The sequence below is a fragment of the Alteromonas sp. MmMcT2-5 genome (genome assembly GCF_022348315.1).
Classification (GTDB): Bacteria; Pseudomonadota; Gammaproteobacteria; order Enterobacterales; family Alteromonadaceae; genus Alteromonas; species Alteromonas macleodii.
Window position 1 is genome coordinate 64,033 of the sequence record NZ_JAKRFB010000022.1, and the last position, 21,491, is coordinate 85,523.

General features: G+C 43.1%; 22 protein-coding genes. 4 read left to right on the forward strand and 18 right to left on the reverse strand.

All coding sequences use genetic code 11. The features are described from left to right. Positions 1-3: 3 nt before the first annotated feature. The 12 genes from MHN09_RS11110 to ccoN form a co-directional block, all read right to left on the reverse strand. Complete coding sequence (locus MHN09_RS11110; RefSeq protein WP_014979378.1) at positions 4-1,026, reverse strand: patatin-like phospholipase family protein; 1,023 nt, start codon at positions 1,024-1,026, stop codon at positions 4-6. Further along, positions 1,027-1,980, reverse strand: a complete 954-nt coding sequence (gene ttcA / locus MHN09_RS11115) for a tRNA 2-thiocytidine(32) synthetase TtcA (protein ID WP_014949598.1) — start codon at positions 1,978-1,980, stop codon at positions 1,027-1,029. A 148-nt stretch (positions 1,981-2,128) separates the two neighbouring features. Continuing rightward, complete coding sequence (gene uspE / locus MHN09_RS11120; protein ID WP_239240714.1) at positions 2,129-3,052, reverse strand: universal stress protein UspE; 924 nt, start codon at positions 3,050-3,052, stop codon at positions 2,129-2,131. Between the two features lie 244 nt (positions 3,053-3,296). Continuing rightward, a complete protein-coding gene (fnr, locus tag MHN09_RS11125) occupies positions 3,297-4,034 on the reverse strand; it encodes a fumarate/nitrate reduction transcriptional regulator Fnr (RefSeq protein WP_014949596.1) in 738 nt (245 codons plus the stop codon). A gap of 45 nt (positions 4,035-4,079) precedes the next feature. Beyond that, positions 4,080-4,739 (reverse strand): sulfite exporter TauE/SafE family protein, encoded by a 660-nt coding sequence (locus tag MHN09_RS11130; RefSeq protein WP_014976623.1) that lies wholly within the window; start codon positions 4,737-4,739, stop codon positions 4,080-4,082. Beyond that, a complete protein-coding gene (gene ccoS / locus MHN09_RS11135) occupies positions 4,726-4,956 on the reverse strand; it encodes a cbb3-type cytochrome oxidase assembly protein CcoS (protein WP_014949594.1) in 231 nt (76 codons plus the stop codon). The genes MHN09_RS11130 and ccoS overlap by 14 nt, the downstream gene beginning before the upstream one ends. A gap of 1 nt (position 4,957) precedes the next feature. After that, positions 4,958-7,426: a heavy metal translocating P-type ATPase gene (locus MHN09_RS11140; protein ID WP_239240717.1), complete on the reverse strand. Its 2,469-nt coding sequence runs from the start codon at positions 7,424-7,426 to the stop codon at positions 4,958-4,960. After that, positions 7,426-7,905 (reverse strand): FixH family protein, encoded by a 480-nt coding sequence (locus tag MHN09_RS11145; protein WP_039227668.1) that lies wholly within the window; start codon positions 7,903-7,905, stop codon positions 7,426-7,428. Before MHN09_RS11145 ends, MHN09_RS11140 begins: the two co-directional genes overlap by 1 nt. A 216-nt stretch (positions 7,906-8,121) precedes the next feature. After that, complete coding sequence (gene ccoP / locus MHN09_RS11150) at positions 8,122-9,075, reverse strand: cytochrome-c oxidase, cbb3-type subunit III (protein WP_239240720.1); 954 nt, start codon at positions 9,073-9,075, stop codon at positions 8,122-8,124. A gap of 16 nt (positions 9,076-9,091) precedes the next feature. After that, entirely contained in the window at positions 9,092-9,253 is a 162-nt protein-coding gene (locus MHN09_RS11155) for a cbb3-type cytochrome c oxidase subunit 3 (RefSeq protein ID WP_014949591.1), read from the reverse strand. A 1-nt stretch (position 9,254) separates the two neighbouring features. Then, a complete protein-coding gene (gene ccoO, locus MHN09_RS11160; RefSeq protein WP_014949590.1) occupies positions 9,255-9,860 on the reverse strand; it encodes a cytochrome-c oxidase, cbb3-type subunit II in 606 nt (201 codons plus the stop codon). A 15-nt stretch (positions 9,861-9,875) separates the two neighbouring features. Next, positions 9,876-11,309, reverse strand: coding sequence for a cytochrome-c oxidase, cbb3-type subunit I (ccoN, locus tag MHN09_RS11165; RefSeq protein WP_014949589.1), 1,434 nt, complete (start codon positions 11,307-11,309; stop codon positions 9,876-9,878). 229 nt (positions 11,310-11,538) lie between these two features. Between ccoN and MHN09_RS11170 the strand changes: the two genes are divergently transcribed. Continuing rightward, entirely contained in the window at positions 11,539-12,018 is a 480-nt protein-coding gene (locus tag MHN09_RS11170; protein ID WP_275446502.1) for a hypothetical protein, read from the forward strand. Between the two features lie 124 nt (positions 12,019-12,142). Here the strand turns inward: MHN09_RS11170 and bfr (MHN09_RS11175) are convergent, their stop codons facing one another. The 3 genes from bfr (MHN09_RS11175) to MHN09_RS11185 all read right to left on the reverse strand — a co-directional run bounded on the left by bfr (MHN09_RS11175) (position 12,143) and on the right by MHN09_RS11185 (position 14,792). Next, a complete protein-coding gene (bfr, locus tag MHN09_RS11175; RefSeq protein ID WP_014949587.1) occupies positions 12,143-12,610 on the reverse strand; it encodes a bacterioferritin in 468 nt (155 codons plus the stop codon). Then, positions 12,610-13,086 (reverse strand): bacterioferritin, encoded by a 477-nt coding sequence (bfr, locus tag MHN09_RS11180; protein ID WP_014949586.1) that lies wholly within the window; start codon positions 13,084-13,086, stop codon positions 12,610-12,612. The genes bfr (MHN09_RS11175) and bfr (MHN09_RS11180) overlap by 1 nt, the downstream gene beginning before the upstream one ends. Positions 13,087-13,220: 134 nt before the next feature. Next, positions 13,221-14,792 (reverse strand): cation:proton antiporter family protein, encoded by a 1,572-nt coding sequence (locus tag MHN09_RS11185; protein ID WP_239240724.1) that lies wholly within the window; start codon positions 14,790-14,792, stop codon positions 13,221-13,223. Positions 14,793-15,131: 339 nt separating this feature from the next. Between MHN09_RS11185 and MHN09_RS11190 the strand changes: the two genes are divergently transcribed. After that, complete coding sequence (locus MHN09_RS11190; protein ID WP_156086455.1) at positions 15,132-16,763, forward strand: FMN-binding glutamate synthase family protein; 1,632 nt, start codon at positions 15,132-15,134, stop codon at positions 16,761-16,763. 78 nt (positions 16,764-16,841) lie between these two features. On the opposite strand, the gene MHN09_RS11195 is transcribed toward MHN09_RS11190, so the two are convergent. Continuing rightward, on the reverse strand, positions 16,842-17,318 hold the full coding sequence (locus MHN09_RS11195; RefSeq protein WP_014949583.1) for a c-type cytochrome: 477 nt from the start codon (positions 17,316-17,318) through the stop codon (positions 16,842-16,844). Positions 17,319-17,521: 203 nt separating this feature from the next. On the opposite strand from MHN09_RS11195, the gene MHN09_RS11200 reads away from it, so the two are divergent. Together MHN09_RS11200 and MHN09_RS11205 are read left to right on the forward strand one after the other, a co-directional pair. After that, the gene (locus MHN09_RS11200) at positions 17,522-17,944 is read left to right on the forward strand and encodes a universal stress protein (protein ID WP_014949582.1); all 423 of its coding nucleotides are present in this window, start codon (positions 17,522-17,524) and stop codon (positions 17,942-17,944) included. 125 nt (positions 17,945-18,069) lie between these two features. After that, positions 18,070-18,426: a diacylglycerol kinase gene (locus MHN09_RS11205; RefSeq protein ID WP_239240727.1), complete on the forward strand. Its 357-nt coding sequence runs from the start codon at positions 18,070-18,072 to the stop codon at positions 18,424-18,426. Between the two features lie 38 nt (positions 18,427-18,464). Here the strand turns inward: MHN09_RS11205 and MHN09_RS11210 are convergent, their stop codons facing one another. Both MHN09_RS11210 and MHN09_RS11215 read right to left on the reverse strand, forming a co-directional pair. Beyond that, positions 18,465-18,815 (reverse strand): hypothetical protein, encoded by a 351-nt coding sequence (locus MHN09_RS11210; protein WP_239240729.1) that lies wholly within the window; start codon positions 18,813-18,815, stop codon positions 18,465-18,467. A 203-nt stretch (positions 18,816-19,018) separates the two neighbouring features. Then, entirely contained in the window at positions 19,019-20,215 is a 1,197-nt protein-coding gene (locus MHN09_RS11215) for a tyrosine-type recombinase/integrase (protein ID WP_239240731.1), read from the reverse strand. Positions 20,216-21,491: the final 1,276 nt, after the last annotated feature.

Here is a 21,491-nt window from a genome sequence, read left to right on the forward strand (position 1 = left end):
GGATTAGGTAAGAAGCTGATACCTAATTTGCTCTGCTAAACGCGCGATGGTTTCTTCGCCCTTCGCGCATAGCTCTTCGGCTCTGTGGAATTCCATAATACCCACGTCGGTAAGCTGAGGCTCAATAAGAATGTCAGGCGGGTCGCCAGCCAAACGTGAACGTGTGACGCGAGCTTGAAGTATCTCAAGTGAACTGCTCATCACGCTCATAATTCCAGGCGGGTTTCGCTTGTTCACTTTAGCGGGGACTTCGGTCAACTCTTCTTCCACTTTTTCAATCACATCAGAAGCAATGCCTTCTTCAGTCTTAACATTGCCAGCCGAGACGCTGTCTTTTTCATCTTTTTTCTCTAGGGCTTTTTCTTCTTTGTTGTCAGGGGAGAACCATTGGCGTAGTACGTTTTGACTCTTTGTAAAAAAGTCCTCGGTTTTGCGCTGGTTTTCTTCATGATCTTGTCTCAACTTTTCAAGACGAAGTGGTCGAAAATCGGCGTTAAGGTTAACCGCGATTACAAAATCGGCCCCTAATTGGCGACATAAGTTCACCGGTACAGGGTTTACAACGGCACCGTCTACCAACCAACGATCACCATGTGCTACGGGCGCAAAAAGTGCGGGAATAGCGCAGGATGCTTGAATGGTGTCTCCGATAGGACCAGAGTTAAACACTACTTCACGGCCGGTATAAAGGTCGGTAGCCACAGCCGCAAACGGCTTAAGCATGTCTTCATAAGTCGATTCACAAAACTCGCTTGCTAGCTTGTCGAAAACCTTCTGTCCGCTGGCAATGCCGCCGCGTCTAAGTCCTACACCCATAAGAGCAAGTACCTGCCAGTCGCTAAGGGAACAGGCCCACTCTTTCAATCCTTCCAGCTTGCCACTTGCGTAGGCAGCACCAACATAGGCACCAATAGAGCATCCCGCTACAACGTCAATTTTTACGCCGAGTTTTTCTAATGCTTCAATTATGCCAATGTGAGTCCAGCCCCTTGCGGCACCGGCACCTAGCGCAAGTCCAATTTTCATTTACTTAGGTTCCATAATGTTTATTACTTCAATAGTATTATCTTCATCACTGAAGTCCGTACTATTTTCTGTAGTGAAAGAAGGTTCATCGAACCCGATATCACCGTCTTCTACCGGGCCTTCTTGTGTAGCAATAGCTTTAAAATCATAAAGGTTGCTGTCGATTAAGTGTGAAGGCGCTACGTTTTGAAGCGCGCGGAACATCGACTCTATACGACCTGGGAAGCGACGGTTCCAGTCTTGAAGCATAGCCTTTATGTTTTGGCGCTGTAGGTTTTCTTGTGAGCCACAAAGGTTACACGGAATAATCGGAAATTCAGCGGCCTGAGAATATTTCTCGATGTCTTTTTCTGTGCAGTACGCCAATGGACGAATAACGATGTGTTCACCGTTGTCGCTGACTAGCTTTGGCGGCATAGACTTAAGCTTGCCACCATGAAACATATTGAGGAAAAACGTTTCTAGCATGTCGTCGCGGTGATGACCTAATGCAATTTTAGTCGCACCTAACTCTTTTGCCGTGCGGTACAAAATACCACGGCGCAAGCGAGAACAGAGAGAGCATGTTGTCTTTCCCTCTGGAATTTTGTCTTTAACAATAGAGTAGGTGTCTTCTTCTACAATTTTGTAGTCAACGCCAATGCTTTCTAGATATTCAGGCAAGATATGTTCGGGGAAACCAGGCTGCTTTTGGTCAAGATTAACCGCAACGATATCAAAATGAATAGGCGCAATCTTCTTTAAAAACAATAAAATATCTAGCATGGTGTAGCTGTCTTTACCGCCAGATAAACACACCATTACTTTGTCGTTGTTTTCAATCATACCGAAATCGCCAATGGCTTTACCCACATTGCGGCGAAGTCGTTTCTGAAGTTTGTTGAAGTTGTACTTTTGCTTACTTTGCGCAGCATTTAATGGCGACGCGTCAGCACTGTTTGTGCCTAAACTCATAATTAACTAGCTTGGTTTGTGATAAAGCCACCATTATACATTAAAGCGGCTTTTCGAGACCATGCTTGTGAAGTTAAATTTGTTGGTGACATACCGCGTTGGCCGCTAAGTAACGGCAAACACGGGCTATGTAGTACTGATAAAAAGACTACACCGACAACGGCGACACAAATCCATCTGGCTTAATAGCAAGCACATCGCAATTGAGTTCGTCGATCACGTGTTCTGCAGTGTTACCAATTAGGGCCGCTGAAATGCCCACACGGCCAACGGTACCAATAACAACCAGCTCTGCATCCAGTCTTTTTGCCACTTGCGGGATAACTTTTTCCGGAAGGCCTTCTCTTACTACGCATTTGTTTTCAGGAATACCGTACTTTAACGCGTGACTACGCATTTCTTTTAAATGATGATTTTTTACCGCGTCGTGATAGGTATCGGGGTCGAACTCAGGTACTTCTATGGCGATATTAAGTGGTGTAGAAGGGTAACTGTTGACCAAATTTACGCTCCCTTTCAATAAAGAGGCGTAGTCGTTAGCAATGAGGGTGAGCTTATCGTTAAGTGCGGCATGCTCATCGTCTTCACTGCCTACGTTTACTGCAGCAATAATCTCTCCTCCTTCTGGCCAGTCGTGCTCTTTAACGAGCAATACTGGGCGAGGGCATTTACGCATTAAATGCCAGTCGGTGGGGGTGAAAATAACAGAAGCAAGATCGTCGTGCTTTTTGGTTGCCTTTACCACTAAATCTATCTGATTGTTTAGGGTGTAGTAAATGATCGACTCATACGCACGATTATTCCATTCTACAACGATATCAGTTTCAGTGAATCCTTGTTCTCTTAAGTGGGTGGCAAGCCATTTTGCATGCTCCTTTGTAACTGCATCGCGCATTGACTCGCGCTCATCCGGGCTAAGCATGGTCGTCATATCATAAGATAAGTCGTATACCACCATCATTGCGGTAACTGAAGCGCCTGTTTTTGAAGCGAGTTCATAAGCTCGGCTTAGTGCAGGTTGGTTATCGCGCTCGGCATCTACCACGGCCAGAATTCGTTTACACTCAATCATAACGTCCCCCTAACTACGAAACTTAGTAGCGGCTGTCGAAATCGAAGCTTTCTAATACTAACTATAAACGACATTGGGAAAAACGTAAGTTGTTTTAGATCAAGAATTTTACGAGGCGACCATGAGTGAACCTACCTAATTGAATATGGAGCAACCGGCGTGGCGCTGAAAGGGTAGATAGGTGGCTAACACAGGTTACAAAAAAGCGCGCTTAGTGCGCGCCTTATTTAACACTTAAAAAGGACTAACCGCAGACAACGCTAGGGCCGTTAAGCGCCGCTAGTTTGGTGTTTAGCCTATCGAAATCCAAAATAGTAATAAGCTTGCCGTCTACTTTTATGATGTTGTCTTTTTGAAAACGGCTTAACAGACGACTAATCGTTTCAATCGTTAATCCTAAATAGTTTCCAATTTCGTTGCGCGTCATGGTTAAGTGGAATTCTCTATGGGAAAAGCCACGCTCTTCAAAGCGTTGCGACAGGTGTGAGATAAAATACAGTAAGCGCTCTTCTGCGGTACGCTTGTTTAAAAGCATGATCATGTCGTGATCTTGTTTTATTTCAGCGCTCATGAAGCTCATGATCTGGTGGCGCAGCTTTGGAAATTGCACTGACATTTCGTCGAGGGTCTCGTAGGGAAGCTCACACACCATGGCAGTTTCTAACGCAGAAGTATAGCTTTGGTGTTTGTTCTCTCTTAATGCATCGAAACCGATAATATCACCAGGAAAGTGGAAGCCGGTAATCTGTTCTTCACCTTCGGTATTAGTCACAAATGATTTGAATGAACCGGTTCTCACTGCAAATAGAGAACGGAATTTATCACCAGTTTGAATCAGCGTGTCACCTTTATGAAGCGGCTTCTTGCGTTCAATAATATCGTCAAGAGACTCGATTTCTGTTTTGTTTAACGCCACCGGTAAACACAGGTGACTGAAACTACAGTTTTGACAGTGAATAGAAAATTGGCTTCCTTTGCTCATAATGCACGCTCTCTAAAAGAATACCCGACAATAATACACCCATTTTTAAACGATTGCGCCATGAATAAGATAAGCTGCATATATTGCCATTATTACTGCAATAATTTGTCTAAAATGGTTATGTTGAAAACTTCGAACAATATATTGGCTACCAGCGCTTGCAGCGAGCAAGGTGGGTAATGTACCCAAACCGAAGAAGAACATAATAGCAGCGCCTTCTAGCGCGTTACCCGCCGCGAGAGACCAGGTAAGTGTGGAATACACCAAACCGCAAGGAAGCCAACCCCAAATAAAACCATAAGGCAACGCACTTAAAGGGGTCTTAAAGGGCAAAAAGCGTTTTGAAAGCGGCTGGACTTTGGAAAATAGGCCTTTACCCGCATTTTCCAGCACTGTTAAGCCAGTCCACCACTTACCCAAATAACACGCCAGTAGAAGCAACATGATTCCGCTAAGTAGGGAAAGGGCATAGTTGGCAAGAGGTATATAATCTGCTGCAATTTTTCCAAGTGCCCCGGTTATTGCTCCGGCGATGGTGTAGCTCACTATACGTCCCATGTTATAGGCAAGGGTATAGGGTAGTGCTGAAGCGCCTTTAGGCGATACCATCCTTAGCGCAGCGACAATTCCACCGCACATTCCCACACAGTGAACTCCACCGGCTAAGCCGATAAGAAAGGCAGAGAAGTAGTTAATCCCTTCCATGTGGCGCTTGGCTTTTGTCTACTTTACTGTCTTGAAGTTGCTTGCGTTGCTCAGCTAGCTTTTTTTCTTCTGGCGGAAGATCATCGTCAAACAATATGCTATACCCTTGGCGATCTAAATCTTCAAATTGATTGGTTTTCACCGCCCAAAAGAATATCACGATGGCGACGGCAACAATGATGATGGCGATTGGAATTAATACGTAAATAATACTCATGCTATTTGCTCAAAAGTCGCGTTGAGTTTGTGACCACAATGATACTGCTTAACGACATACCAACAACAGCCATCCACGGTGAAAGTAGGCCTGATACGGCGAAAGGTAAGATCAAAACGTTGTAACCTACCGACCAGCCAATATTTTGCCTTATTTTTTGCTTCACTTGGTGCGCAGTTCGAATAAGTTCTGGTACAGAAAGCAGCTGATCGCCAAGCAGTATCACGTCGGCCGCAGTTTTAGCCACGTCTGTGGCATTACCCACTGCAATTGCCACATCAGCGCTGGCAAGAACTGGAGCGTCGTTAATACCGTCACCCATCATCATCACTTTCGCGCCAGATTGCTGCATAGCTTGAACGGCTTCGTACTTTTGCTCAGGTGTTAGGCCACCTTTAGCGGTCGAAATTGGCAATGGTGCGGTAAGCGCATTAACGTTTTGCTGTGTATCACCACTTAAAACGGCGAGAATATGGCTTGCAGCTAATATATCGAGAGTTTCTTGCGTATCTTCTCTCAGTGAATCCTTTACTTCATACGCCGCCATAATACGCCCCTTAACCGTGAGAAACACGTTAGCTGAAGGGAAAGCTTCAATGAGTTTTAGCTGTGATTCGTGAACGCTGAATGCTGCAGATCCCATAGAAAACAACGTGTCATTGATCTCACCGCTGATACCACCTCCTGGCGTAACGGTAAAATTAGTCACTTTGTGTACAGTGCTATCGATAACGTTAGCACTGCCGCTAGAGGCAGAATTCTCGCTAAAGGCTATACCGTCGCTAAAGGCTATACCGTCGCTAAAGGCTTTGGCAATCGGATGTTCAGAGCGTGACTCCAAAGCGCGCGCAATTGATAGCGCACTATTGCTATCCACACCGTCAGCGTACCAGGCATTTGAAATAGTAAATTTGCCTTTTGTGAGCGTGCCGGTTTTGTCTAAAGCGATGGTGTCAATGTCAGTAATTTGTTCTAGCGCATCGGCCCGTTTTAGTAAAATACCTTGTCGGTTTAACTTTGCCATAGCGCAAGTTAACGCTGATGGCGTAGCCAACCCTAGTGCGCAAGGGCAGGTTGCAACCAGCACCGATATGGTGATCCAAAATGCCTCGTCGCTACCCTGATACGCCCAAAAGCCATAGGTTAACGCCGAAATCAGCAATACCGCGGTAACGAAATAGCGAGAAAAATTATCGGCTATCTGCGCTGCTTTAGGTTTACTCGCCATGGCACTTGCTTGCAGCCTTACAATTTGATTTACCAGCGCATTTTTAAGGGTCTGCGTAACCGTAATGGTTAGCGTACCATCTTGACAAACCGTGCCGCCGTATACCGGGCTACTGTTCGACTTACGCACGGGGTTAAATTCACCGGTAAGCATAGATTCGTCAACCGCCGCGTTGCCGTCGGTTACCACCCCATCAATGGGGACTGTTTCACCAGGCTTCACCAGTACTACGTCATCAATTTTTAGCTGCTTAGCCAGACACTCGGTTAGGCTGCCATCTGGATTTAGTTTGGTCGCTGATACGGGCACATACTGCATCATATTGGCAGAGATCTGTGCGGCGCGATGACGACTGCGATGTTCTAAGAATCGGCTAAGTAACAGCAGAAAAATAAACATACAGATGGATTCGAAATACACTTCACCTTGCTCTAATACTGTAGAGCGAATTCCAGCAATGTAAGTACCGAATATGGCGAGCGTAACGGGTACGTCCATATTAACCGTTTTGGCGCTTAGCGCTTTAGCGGCGCCCACATAAAAGGTGCTGCCTGAATACAGCACCACTGGTGTAGTAAGCGTAAGGGCAACCCAATAAAAATATTGGCGGGTCTCTAACTCAATGGCGCCGAACCAATCAAAATAAAGCCCAGTCATCAGCATCATAACCTGCATGGTCATAATGCCTGCTAGGCCAAGCTTTTTTAGAAAGGTCTTCTGTTCGCGTTTATAACTGGCTTCGTGTTCGTCGGGGTGAAATGGTGACCCAACATAACCAATGCGTTTTAGCGTAGATAGAATTTGGCTAAGCTTAATTTGAAACGGTGACCAAGTGACTAAAGCGCGGCGCTCTTGTACATTCACCGCGACTTGCTTTATTCCTTCAACTTTTGACAACTGCTTTTCGATAAGCCAGCCACACGCAGCGCATGTAATACCTTCAAGGGTCAACTGAATCTGTTTGTCCTGACCTTCTTCAAACACGAACTCTTCTTGAAGGGAAGGGTCGTCATAGACTTTTAGCTTATCTAACGTTTCTAAAATACTGTCGTCAGATTTTTGCGCCGGTTCGGTTCTAAACTGGTAATAGTCTTCAAGGCCGTTGTTAACGATCGCTTCAGCTACCGCTAAGCAGCCAGGGCAACACATGTCTCGTTGTTGCCCTAAAATGACAGTAGTAAATTTCCCATTGTCTGGACTCGCTATAGGCAAGCCGCAATGGTAACAGTCGTGCTTCGTCATTATGGATTAAATTTCATTTTGCCAGTGTGGGGCAGATAGACCGTGTTTTGAATTTTCCAGCTATCATCAATCGGCGTCAGCGATATGCGCCATTTACCGTCAAGGTTTTCTTCAATAAAGCCGCGATAAATACCGTTAGCGTCGCGACTCAATAAAACGCTAACATCGCGCTCTTCTAGTGTTACGTGATAGAAACTTAATTTAACCGCGTTACCTTCTTGAGGAATCCCCGAATGAAATTGCAGCGCTATGCTTCCATCTTCAATGGTTAAATCAGTGGTGATATTCATGCGGCGGGCTATGGCTTCTTTGTCCAGACGGGCATTAATTGCTTTTCCTTCTTTGTAGTAGTCGTCTACCACCAAGCTATCTTCGGTAGAAATAGCAAGGTTTAATAACACGCCACCCATGATGAGGGTAATGATAGGAACGGCAATTAAAAACCAGGGCCAGAACTCTTTATACCAGGGTCTATTCATCGAAATCTTTTCTCGTATTTACTTCACTAACAACATATTTATTTTTACTTCCCCAACTACACGTAAAGTCGGCAAATAATGATAAATATAGTGTTGGCGAGACATGTTAAAAGTGTACAAAGAATGTTCGCATGGCACTCTCTATACCGCTGTATTTTCTCATAAAAAAAGCCCCGTAGTAACGAGGCTTTTTAAGATATTTAATGATTTAAATCATTAATCATTTGAAAGGCTGTATACATACGCTGCAACAACGTGAATTTTGTCATCACCCAAGGTTTTCTTGAATGAAGGCATTACACCGTTACGACCGTAAGTAAGCGTTTCTGTTACCGCTCTGTGGCTGCCGCCGTATAGCCAGATATTGTCAGTAAGATTTGGTGCACCAAGTGCTTGGTTACCTTTACCGTCCATACCGTGACAAGCCGCACACGCTGCGAAACGAGCTTTACCTGCTTCTGCAAGCTGAGGGTCCACATCGCGACCGCTTAAACTAAGTACGTAGTTAACCACTTTTTCGATACCGTCTTCACCCATAGCATCTAGCCATGCTGGCATAGCTGCTTTACGACCAAGCGTAAGAGTTTCAACGATTTTCGCACCTGAACCACCGTACAACCAGTCGTTGTCCGTTAGGTTAGGGAAGCCGCCATTTTGACCACGTGCATCAGAACCGTGACACTGAGAGCAATTTTGTAGGAACAAACGCTGACCTACTTTATTTGCTTCTGGGTCTTTAGCCAGTTCTTCAACAGGAACTTGTGCATACGCTTCGAAGATCGGATCGAACTTCTCGGCAGCGAAATCTAGTTCACGGTCATATTCTACTAAGTAGCCTTGCTCTTTAGCGTCTATACGCGCCTGAGCTGACTCTTCTAGCGATTGAATATTTTGGTTAGAGCTCTTCCAACCCAAAATTCCTTCATACGCACCTAGGCCAGGATAAAGCGCCAGGTATAAAAAGCCCCAAACGATGGTCATGTAGAACATAATTGTCCACCAGCGAGGAAGTTGGTTGTTCAACTCCTCAATACCATCAAATTCGTGACCCATTGACTCACCTTCAGCTACGCCAGTCTTGTTAGAAAGGCACCAGCGAAGAAGGAAGTAGCAACCAATGATTAACCCTAGGGTTATCACTGAAATCCAAATTGTCCAAAACATACTCATGAGTTCGAGACTCCTGCTAATCTTCTTTTGATTTTTCTTTTTCTTCGTCTGCAAACACTAGGTTCGCAGCTTCATCGAATTTTTTCTTGTTGCGGCTGCTGAACGCCCACCATACAACACCGATGAAGCTTACAAAGACGATGACAGTAAAAATGCTGCCTACTATTCCCTGGTCCATATTATTTCAAATGTGTGCCAAGAGATTGTAGATAAGCAATAAGGGCCTGCATTTCCGTTTTGCCCTGTACTGCCGCTTTCGCACCCGCGATATCTTCGTCGGTATACGGAACGCCAAATCCACGGAATACTTCCATTTTTTCAGCTGTTAACTCGCCATTAAGCGTGTTTTCCGCAAGCCAAGGGAAACCTGGCATATTCGACTCTGGTACCACGTTACGAGGATTAAGCAGGTGAACTCGGTGCCATTCGTCGCTGTAACGACCACCAACACGTGCTAGGTCAGGACCAGTACGCTTAGAACCCCAAAGGAAAGGGTGCTCCCATACTGATTCGCCAGCAACGCTGTAGTGACCATAACGCTCTGTTTCAGCGCGGAATGGACGGATCATCTGGCTGTGACAACCTACACAACCTTCACGGATGTAGATATCACGGCCTTCAAGCTCAAGCGCGGTATATGGACGTAAGCCTGTTACTGGTTCCATGGTTTGCTGTTGAAACATCAACGGCGTTATTTGAACCATGGCACCGAAGCTGATAGCGATAAGGATTAATACCGTTAACAGACCGACGTTCTTTTCAATTAACTCATGTGCGTTTTTCATTATTCGTCTCCTTTACTACGCCGGCTGAGTCGCTGGGTCTGCAGCGATACTGCCTTTAGGTGCACGAACGGTTTTCCATGTGTTGTATGCCATAACAAGCATACCTGCTACCACGAAACAACCACCAATGAAACGAACCACATAGAAAGGCTTAGACGCTTCTAATGACTCAACAAAGCTATAGGTTAACGTACCGTCAGCATTTACTGCACGCCACATTAGACCCTGTAGTACACCAGACATCCACATTGCTACGATGTATAGAACAACACCGATAGTTGCAAACCAGAAGTGTACGTTAACTAGCTTGGTGCTATACATAGCGCGCTGACCGAATAGCACTGGAATTAAGTGGTAAATTGAACCAATTGAAACCATTGCAACCCAACCTAGAGCACCAGAGTGTACGTGACCAATTGTCCAGTCAGTGTAGTGAGACAGTGCATTAACGGTCTTGATTGCCATCATTGGGCCTTCGAAGGTAGACATACCGTAGAAAGACAATGAAACAATAAGGAAACGCAATACTGGGTCGGTGCGAAGTTTATGCCACGCGCCAGATAGCGTCATAATACCGTTAATCATACCACCCCAAGATGGAACGAATAGGATAATAGACATCACCATACCTAGTGACTGAGTCCAGTCTGGTAGGGCAGTGTAGTGAAGGTGGTGAGGACCAGCCCAGATATACAGAGAGATAAGTGCCCAGAAGTGAACAATTGAAAGTCTGTATGAATAAACCGGGCGACCAGCTTGCTTAGGTACGAAGTAGTACATCATACCAAGGAAGCCCGCAGTCAGGAAAAAGCCTACCGCGTTATGGCCGTACCACCACTGCATCATAGCGTCTACTGCGCCTGCATACAGTGAATACGATTTAGTGAAAGATACCGGAATAGCCATGCTGTTACCAATATGAAGAATTGCAACAGTTAACATGAACGCGCCTAAGAACCAGTTTGCAACATAAATGTGCGAAACTTTACGGATTACTAGGGTTCCGAAGAAGTTAATGATATAAGCGACCCAAACCAGTGCCAAAAGGATATCAATTGGCCATTCTAGTTCAGCGTATTCTTTTGAGCTGGTCAAACCCATAGGCAGGGTGATAACAGCTAAAACGATAACGGCTTGCCAACCCCAAAAGGTAAATGCGGCAAGTTTGTCACTGAACAGTCTTACCTGGCAGGTACGCTGAACGATGTAGTACGACGTTGCAAATAGCGCACAGCCGCCGAAGGCAAAAATAACGGCGTTAGTGTGCAACGGACGCAAACGTGAGAATGTTAGCCATGGTGTGTCAAAGTTAAGCATAGGTGCAAATAACTGCGCGGCAATAAATACCCCTAGGCCCATACCAATGATACCCCAGACTATGGTCATGATGGTAAATTGCCTAACTACTTTATAATTGTAGTCAGGTTGTGCTTGGCTTATTTCACTCATTTTAATGAATCTTCCACTTCAAATGAACTATGGTCTCCAACTGCCGGAATAGTACGGTCGAGACGTGTATCAGCTAAGGAATAACGCTTCACACCGAGCTCGGAAAGAGTAATAATTATTGTCTCCAAGCCAGTTGGTACGCGGATGATAAGGTTTTTAATTACAAAAAGATACCATAAACTACCTAAGCTTGATCTCCGTCAATGAAGAAATACACAAAATTTAAGAAATGCTAAATAACGATAACAATAAACGATCAAAATTTTTACATTCCCAGCTTCCATTAGTGGCTATTATTGTTGTAGCCGTGTGTGTATACCTTGCACATAAATTCCAGTCATCGGTGTTAAAAGACACGAGCGTAGTTAATGGAATAGGAAACAGCTGCAACTTTGTCAATGAAACTTGCGAATTCTTAATTGATGACAGGTTAGCAATTGCCACTTTTTCAGCCATGCCTGAAGCCGAAGAGTCAGTAACGGTTAAGCTCTTAGTTCCTGAGGGAGAGGAAATAGAGAGCGCATGGATTGAAGGGTTAAACATGTATATGGGCAAAATTCCCGTGCTGTTAGATAACGACGGGGAAGGAAAATGGTCAGGTTGGTTTATGTTAGGTAGCTGTAGTGAGCCAGTTATGAAATGGCAGCTACGTCTAAATATTAAAGATAAAGAAAGCCCCAGCTATTTGTATTTTGTTACACAGCAGTAACTGTATTAAAAGCAATAAGACTCTCCCTAAAGAAAGGGGAGTAAACAAGCAAAAAAAGGCCGCTCTTTATTTAAAGAGCGGCTTTTCATTAATTACCTGTAAATTGTAGCGTGAACGCTATTTCTTACATTTGAGACTGAAGGTAGTTTTGAATACCTAGTCGCTTAATAAGGCCAAGCTGCTGCTCTAGCCAGTGTGCGTGATCCATCTCTGTATCGTCTAATAGTACAATTAGCATGTCACGAGTTACGTAGTCTTTCTCGGTTTCACAAAGCGCAATGACTTCACGTAACTTTGCATCAACTTCATATTCAACACGTAAATCGCTTTCTAGCATCTCAGGTACATCTTTACCCACTTTGAAGCCTGTGCGCTTCGTCATGTCAGGCGTACCTTCTAAAAACAGCATGCGTTCAATTAACTTAGTTGCATGTCCACGCTCGTCATCAAATTCATGATCGATGCGTTCGTAAAGCTTATTCAACCCCCAATCAAGATACATCTGAGAGTGAATGAAATACTGATCCATGGCGGCCAACTCATAAGAGAGTAGTTCGTTTAAGCCATTGATGATTGCTTGGTTACCTTTCATTAGTCATCTCCCATTACTTGCGCTTGTAGGTAGTTTTCTATACCCATAGCATCAATTTGGTATTCTTGCGTTTCAATCCAGTCTAGGTGCTCTTCTTCGTATTCAAGAAGGTCTTCAAGCAAATCACGAGAAACATAATCCTGCTTTTCTTCACATAGCGCGATAGCTTCACGAAGTAGTGGAAGCTGTTCCTTTTGAAAACGCGCATCACATGACAGCATTTCAACGGTATCTTCACCGATATAAAGCTTGCCTAACGCTTGAAGATTAGGAAGGCCCTCAAGGAATAAGATGCGCTCGATAAGATCATCCGCTTGCTTCATGTCCTTGATAGACTTTTTATAATTCTTTTCGTTAAGTTCAGAAAAACCCCAGTTTTTGAACATACGAGCGTGCAGAAAGTATTGATTTATCGAAGTAAGTTCACTTGTCAGTACTTCGTTCAATTTTGCAACAACTTGTTTATCACCTTGCATTGTGTAAACCCTATTAACGTATTTGCGTGAAGTTTAGTCTAAATTTGACTGCATGTCAAAAAAGTCTTTGTAAAACAGTTGTTTACAAACGATAACGTTTCTCAATTCATCCATTGTTCGCATTTAGAACAGCATTACTGTTGTGCATGCGCATAAGCAAGACTTTCTTCAGCAAAACCAAGCCCTGCTTCGGTAAAGAAGTTGAAGACTTTATCTACATCGTTTTCTAATAGATGTGATACTTCATCCTCATATCGTGCAATGGCTGCAACTTTTCCAACATAGCCCGCGTTTTTAAGCTGACGTGTGATGTTTATTGAGTCCTGGATAGAAGGCAGAGCAAGCAAAACAAGCTGAATTTGTTTGATATCTAAATTATCCCACAAATCGACGTCTTCACCGTCGCCGCATATTACGTTTAAGCCTTCGTCTGATAACTCTTTTACTTTTACTCGGTCGGCGTCCATTCCCCATACGCTCACATCACTTAATTTAGATAACGCATTGAAGGCACCGCGACCAACTCGTCCCATCCCCAACACTAAAAATTCCGCGTTGTGGAGAGTAGGATAAATGTCTTCTTTTAAGCGCTCGTTTTTCTCAAAACGTTTAATGGTGTGTTTATGATTGTGATATTGAGAATGAGAATTGCGATAGAGCACGCTGGTAATAACGAATGAAATAGATACGGCTAAAGCAATCACCACTAACCAAGAGTTTGCCAATAAATCTAATGAAACGGCTAGTGCGCCAACAATAAGCCCAAATTCACTGTAATTTGAAAGCACCAAGCTGCTCAAGTAAGCCGTGCGACCGCGAAGGCGAAGTGACGTAAATAAGCCGAAAAAGAGTGCTGCTTTTAACGGTATAAATAAGCAGAACACGATAGCTAGGACAATCATACTAAGATCGGGAAGGGCGGTAAGACCGATAGTAAGGAAGAAGCCGATTAAGAAGAGATCCTTAAAACTAAGCAGCGACTTCGCTAGCTCCGAAGCCTTTTCATGTTGCGCTAACATGATTCCAAAGATTAGTGCCCCAAGATCGCCTTTAATGTTAACCAGCTCAAACAAGTGATAGCCACCTAAGGCGAGGATAAAGCCAGTAAGCGGAAGCAGTTCACCGTGGCCCGACTTATTAATCATTTTGTTTATGATTGGCATTGCTGGGAATAAGGCCAACAACGCTAGCGCCCACACAGAGGGGAGCTTTCCAGTTGCTGCAACAAGGAAGATAACAGCAAAAACGTCTTGCATGACCAAAATGCCAATGGCAAGGCGGCCGTGGCGGGTTTTACTTTCGCCACTTTCTTCTAATACTTTAACCACGCACACTGTGCTACTGAAACTAAGGGCAAAAGCGATAAGCGCAGCACTTTTCCATGTAAGCCCATCAACGAAATTTGCAGCAACCGCACCAATCGCATAGACGCAACAGGTAATAACGCCCACCCATACTAAGGTATGTGAAACGCTTCCCGCCCAAACTTCTCGTCGACTCAAATCGCGGATGTTGAGTTTCAGACCGATGGTGAAGAGCATAATGGTGATGCCCAAGTTGGCTATTTGGGTTAAATCTTCAGTGAGCGTGTAGCCTGCAAAATTTAATAAAAAGCCAGCTACCAAGTAGCCAACTAAAGGAGGAATGCCAATAAGTTTAACCGTTAAGCCGCAAACAAATGCGAAAAGAAGAAATGCATACTCCATGAATTACCTTTCAGAAAATGTTGAACGTAAAATCCGTTACCTTTGTATAGGTCACATCATCTATTAACCAGTGATAGCTACAAATCGCTCTCTCAACTCGCTAATTGAAAGGTTTTAGACTAGCATGCAATGGCTTGTTTTCGCAGCTAAAAAAGCATTGTAATTGCATATTTTGGTAACGCGTAACCCAATTGAGCTAAAAGCCGGCTCAGTATATTTAACCCCTAAATCAGTCATTTACCGCTAAAGTAAATCTAGTTCCCGATTTCAGGTGTATTGAACAGGGTTGTAGGCATATTATTTTGTTTTGATATGACCAAAAATAAAGAAGGACTTTGAATGCGTTTAACAATTCTAACTGTGCTAACCCTGCTGGTCGCTTTCAATGTGGTGATTGGCGTATTGTGGGCGCCCGTGTGGTGGTTTTTACTTTTATCAGTCACGCTACTCATTTTTGGTCTATATGATGCCTTCCAAACAAAACATGCCATTTTAAAGAACTTTCCATTAATTGGCAGGGTACGATGGACTGTCGAGGGACTAAGGCCTTACATCCAGCAATACATCATAGAAACCGATACTGGCGGAGCACCTATTTCCCGCATGTTTCGTTCGATTGTTTATCAACGTGCGAAAAACAGTAGAGAAACTGTTCCCTTCGGTACTCAGCTAGATACGTATAAAGATGGCTATGAGTGGATTGGCCATTCTTTATCTGCTCGCGAAGTGGAAGACATGGATGAAGATCCCCGAGTGACGGTAGGTGGCCCTCATTGCAAAAAGCCGTATCGTGCAAGCATACTTAACATAAGCGCAATGAGCTTTGGAAGCTTGTCAAAAAATGCCATTTTGGCGCTAAATAAAGGTGCTGCAAAAGGCGGGTTTTACCATAACACAGGTGAGGGTGGTCTAACCCCATATCACCTCGAAAATGGTGGCGATATCGTTTGGCAAATTGGTACGGGATACTTTGGTTGTAGAAGTAAAGATGGCGGTTTCGATCCTGTTCTTTTTGAAGAAAAAGCCAAACTCGACAATGTAAAAATGATAGAAATAAAGCTAAGCCAGGGCGCTAAGCCTGGACATGGTGGTATTTTACCTGCGTATAAAAATACCCCTGAAATAGCTAAAATAAGAGGGGTTGAGCCTGGAACTCAAGTTGATTCTCCCCCTAGACATAAAGCGTTTGCAACGCCTTTAGAAATGGTTGATTTTATTAGTCAGTTACGCAAGTTAAGTGGATATAAACCAGTGGGTATTAAGCTGGCGCTGGGTAGAAAAAGTGAGTTTATTGCCATGTGCAAAGCCATGGTAGAGAAGGACGTAACGCCAGATTTTATAACGGTAGACGGGGGCGAAGGAGGTACCGGCGCCGCACCCCTTGAGTACACAAACTCTATAGGATTTCCTCTGCGTGAAGCCTTGGCGTTTGTTGACGATTGTCTCACTGGTTTTGGTATTCGCGACAAAATTAAAATCATTGCTTCTGGAAAAATCATTACCGCTTTTCAGTTAGCGAAAAATCTAAGTTTAGGCGCCGATCTATGTAACAGTGCCAGAGGAATGATGTTGGCACTTGGATGTGTTCAGTCGCTGTCATGCAATACGAATAAATGTCCGACCGGTGTAGCAACGCAAGACCCCAAGCTTGCCAAGGGCTTAAACGTTGAAGACAAGTACGAGCGCGTGTACCGCTTTCACAAAAAAACTATTCATGCGCTGATGGATATCTTGTCTTCTACAGGACATGTGAGAACTAGCGAACTAAATCGTACCCATATATTTAGGCGAGTAGATCAGTGTAATATTGCGCGTTACGACGAAATTTTCCCGTTAGTTAAAACAGGAAGTTTCTTAACCGACGACGTTCCCGATAGATTTAAATTACACTTAAAAGAAGCAAATTCTGAAAGCTTTATGCCTTGTAGTTTATTGGCAGAAATAGAGCAAGAAACGAAAGCGGTATCTTAAAAAAACTAAGCCATGACTCCTAATCAAATACCGATTGTGGAGTCACGCTTAACGATTTTTAATGCCTAAAACTGCGAGTTAATCTTTAGATTGCTCGCTTGGAATACGCAGTTGATAGAGGCGGTAATCACTAGTCCTGTAGGGTGTTACTTTATATTTAGGCTGAAGATACGCCACTAAATCTATTAGTTCGGAAACGGTTAGCTCGTCGTTTACAACTCGCATTAATGACACACCGTCTTCGCTGGTGAAACTGGCAGGCTGTCGAGGAGTAAGTTTGTGTGATGGGTTAATAATACTTGTCACCAACTCTGCATAAGTTTTAATTCTTCCACTGCTGCCTCCCAACGGAATAGGCTTCGCGACTAGGTATTGCGCATTGTCGGACTCTTTTTCCCCGGCAATTCTGTGACAGTCTTGGCACTGATACTTTTTAAATACCAAATAGCCTTTTTCCATATTACCTTCGGGCAAGCTAAAGCCGCGAGGTGACTGCGCGCCCTGGTCACAGGCGAAAAGGAGAAGCGTTGCTATAACAACTATTGCCGTTTTCATACTCATTTCCCTCTTTCTTTTACGGTAAAGATGCGTAACGTTCGCTAGAACTAATGTGTATACACTGATTATGAATGAGGCTGCAGACTAATCATTGACCTAGCTCAAAGAATAATTATTTGTATAGCACTACTATTTAATGGAATTAGTTAACGGTATGGTAGAAAAGCACTGCTACCTAACAAAAATTGAGGACAGCCACAATGCAAGGTTACGAGACAATTTTAGTACCTATAGATATTTATTCTGACTACGAATTAGTGGTGGAGAAAGCCATTGCAATAGCGGGCAATAGTCACAAAATTCACCTCCTGTATGTTGCTTATCCACAAACCAATGTAGAGCCTTACGGACTATTTTTAGAACGGGATTTTTCAGAGGAAGTAAGAGAGCAGGCATTAAGGCAATTAAAAGACGTTGCCGCAAAACATGATATACCTTACAGCCACATCAATGTAGAGATAGGTTCTCCTGCTGATGAGATTCACCATATGGCCGAAAAGATTAATGCAGATCTCATTGTTGTCGGCACCCATGGCCAGAGCGGTCTTCGTTTGTTACTTGGGTCAACGGCCAATGCAGTACTACATGGTGTTAAAACAGACGTGCTAGCTGTGAAAGTATAAATTAATGCGGCGATTAGCGTCGAAAATGCTTTAAATATCCATGATAAATACCTTCGCCGTCATGTAGATGTAATGAAGGTCAGTTACGTTTTGAAAGGCTGTAACTAATCTTAAAATTACTTATCATGATAACGAAACGGACAGGTATTTTACGCGTACTCTATGCCACTTACTATTCACTTAAGGGGCTTCGTGCAGCCTTTTTAAGTGAAGCTGCGGTCAGACAAGAAGTTTTCGCAATATTGATAATGACACCTGTAGCGTTTTTCTTCGACGTTACGCATGTAGAACGTATATTGCTGGTGATATCTTTACTCATTGTGCTTATCACTGAGCTACTCAACACCGCTATTGAGAAACTCTGTGATCATGTCAGTACAGACATCCATTTATTAATAGGCCGTGCTAAAGATATCGGCTCGGCAGCCGTGTTCGTTAGCCTAATAATAGCCGGCTTTACGTGGATTAGCATTCTTTGGTAGTGCACTTTGCGATTTATAGGCAGAAAGAAAGCCCTAATTTATAGGGCTTTGATTTTCTGGTCACAACATTCTGATACTAAGGTTCTAATTGTACTATCTAAGTTTTTAATGTGCGAATAATGCAATGAAGTCTCACCACCGTTATTGATATCTTTTATCGTAAAAACAACATCATCGCCTCGTGAAGTTACGCAGATTCTCACGTAATCATCAGATTGAGCTAATGGCACGAGGAGATATAACGGCTCATTGTTTGAGTTTAAATAATCTAGTGCTGCTTCTTGTGACTTGAAAGGGTCTTGCTTCTCGGGTTGGACATTCCATGACGACGAGGGAACCACCATTTCCGCAAGTAATTTTCCATGCTTTGTATCAATACCGCTACTCATATATCACTCCTTTTACCTGATTGTTTGCCAACTTAGAAAACCTATTCATAAATATAGGCGTAAGGCAAATTTACCTTTTGATACGAGGGTAATACAGTTTCAGATTGGTTAAAGAATGAAGAGAGTAGGTGAGTTAGACATTGTTATTGATGTGGTTGATTACGCGTAACCTTAACCCCCCTAAATCGCTGTATTTACGAGCTTTATCTTTTCCGTTTTGCCGACAATTTTGCCATTCCACCACGCTTTACGTTAGCCTGTTTTGTATAATGCCCAGGCATTTCCGGTGATTGCCAACCTCCAGCCAGTTGAAGCTCGGGTAAAGATGCACCATCTTCGGCTAGAGAAACTGCACCACCAACACGACCGCTATGAGGGGTAATGTTTTCGCTAATACCTGCGCGTTGAGCAATGCGTTGCCAAATCCGATAGACACTCGAATAGTTAAGTACATTTGCCTTATGGCTGGGAATGTTCTCATCAAATGGCAGAAGTGCTGTTTTATGGTTTGTTAGTCGTCTAAACAAAACGCCTTTGTGCAGGCCGCGTAAATCTGAAGAAAGGCGCGTTGCTTTAGTTTTTGGGTCAAGATTAGCTTCGTTAATATACTCTTGAACCATTGATATAGTGCTGGAAGAAATATAGCGATATTGACCTTGGCCAGACTGGTCGTTTTTCGAAGAAACAACCAACAGCGTGTTGTTACGCGCAGATATATCCTCGATGCAAACTCGAACTAATTCATCAGCGCGAAGCAATGCATCAAACATCAGGTTAATGATTGCAAGGTCGCGGAGCTCTAATAAAGAATCAGGAATAATTGCATTGTTTATTTGTTCAAGCATATCTATGGTAAGCGGAACCGCTTGTTTGTGAGACAAGCGAAACTTTCTATTTTCTATAAGCGATAAACGGATGAAATCTCTTAGATACGCAGATCTAATAATTGGGTTTGGCAATTTAGCCACGCCTAAAAATTTACTAAGGGCAGATAACCGACGCTTAATGGTTCTATAGGCTAGGGGAGAACGACACAACGCTTCGACATATTGTTTAATGCAGTGCTCATTGTGTTCGAAGTCGTTTTTAAAGCCACTTAATCCAGCTTGGTTACAAAAAATTGCGAACTCATTGTAGTCACTAATGTATGCCCGTTGTGTGTTGTATGGAAGTTTGGTGAAAATATCTTGATAATAGCTTTCAACGTTTTTATCAGAAGATGAACATTGACTTGTTGTTAGGTCGTCAGAACCTGACGTGTGCTGCTTACCAAGAGAGTACTCGATACCAAAAGCTGGAACCGTCGCGCTACTTGAGTCTTGTGGCTTTGAGCTGCTATCACTGTTGCTGTTAACTAATTGAGTTGTGAGCAAGTATGAGCTAGTAGTTTTTGAGGGCATTGAGCAACCTGGTGAAGACATTAATGTGACTATTATGCTAGATTTAACAGAACTTGATAACTTATTGATATATAACATTATTCACGCATGATAACTGTAATTATCATGCGTGAAGCTACGCACTAATCCATTCATCATTTCACTAACCGCTTTGCTGTTATAATCTCAAGTACAGTGCTACTCTACCATATATACTGTATATATAAACAGTTTGGGTGCTTCAATGCCTTCGATTGTTGGCCTATCTCGTAATTATTCCAAACCATATCGCTAGATAAGGCTTGTGGCCTGCTGAGAGAGTACGTTTTTTGTGCAATTTAAATCGTGCGCTACGTGAAATCTGCAAGGTAATAACCCGAATGCGCACTCAGATTTCACGTAGCGACGCCTGAAAAATAAGCTGAAAAGTGATGAAAAAACACCCTAAGAGCTTATTTATTAAAGAAGTACTTCACATGATTTACTTCCAACATGTTTGCTGGCTAATCGCATATTTTTCAAAACCAAACGAGTTAAAGGTAAAAGTAAGCGTTAGGAAAGTGGAATAGGCGATAACCTAGTAGTTATTACCTTTGCATTTTATACGCTTTTCATAGAGCCTCTATCTAATGGCGACTACGGTACGTCGATAATAAGACGTCGATACGGTACGTTGCAGAATAAACGACGTCAACGCAGATATGAATTCAATAAACATCGCGTCGATTATGTTTTAATTCTACGTGCTATCCACGCCACCCAACTTTAAAACAGCGAACGGCCTTCATGCTCAAAGTTTAATTTAATAAGAAGTATAAATAATTGATGATGTTTAAAATAAAGAGCAATTAATAAATAGGATTTAGCGGCCGTAAATATTACATTTAACGCTAAATGTTAGAAAAACCTTAACCTTACAGCTAGTCGTCTTATCTTAGAAATAATTAGTTTCCTTTATTTAACTCATCAGCGTTAAGCCTTTGGTTATTTGAGCTAGTAATTAATATTACAAGCTGTGCGTTCATTATTTAAAGCAAAGAAGACTAAAGCCCGATAAATGTTTTTAGGAACCTGATTAGGACTATTATTTATCTGTGTTAGTTGTCATTAAACCTTACGAATACCTAAATATTACGAGAAGGATAGCGTAAAGCTCCTTGCAAGGCTCCATCTGGCTCATTGACTATCAACTTTGATACTCTATTTAACATAATATACATTATGCGTAATTAGCTGTATGGAAGATTAGAACGTTGATGTCGCTCTATTTGGTTGGTTTGTTGACTGTGATTACTTA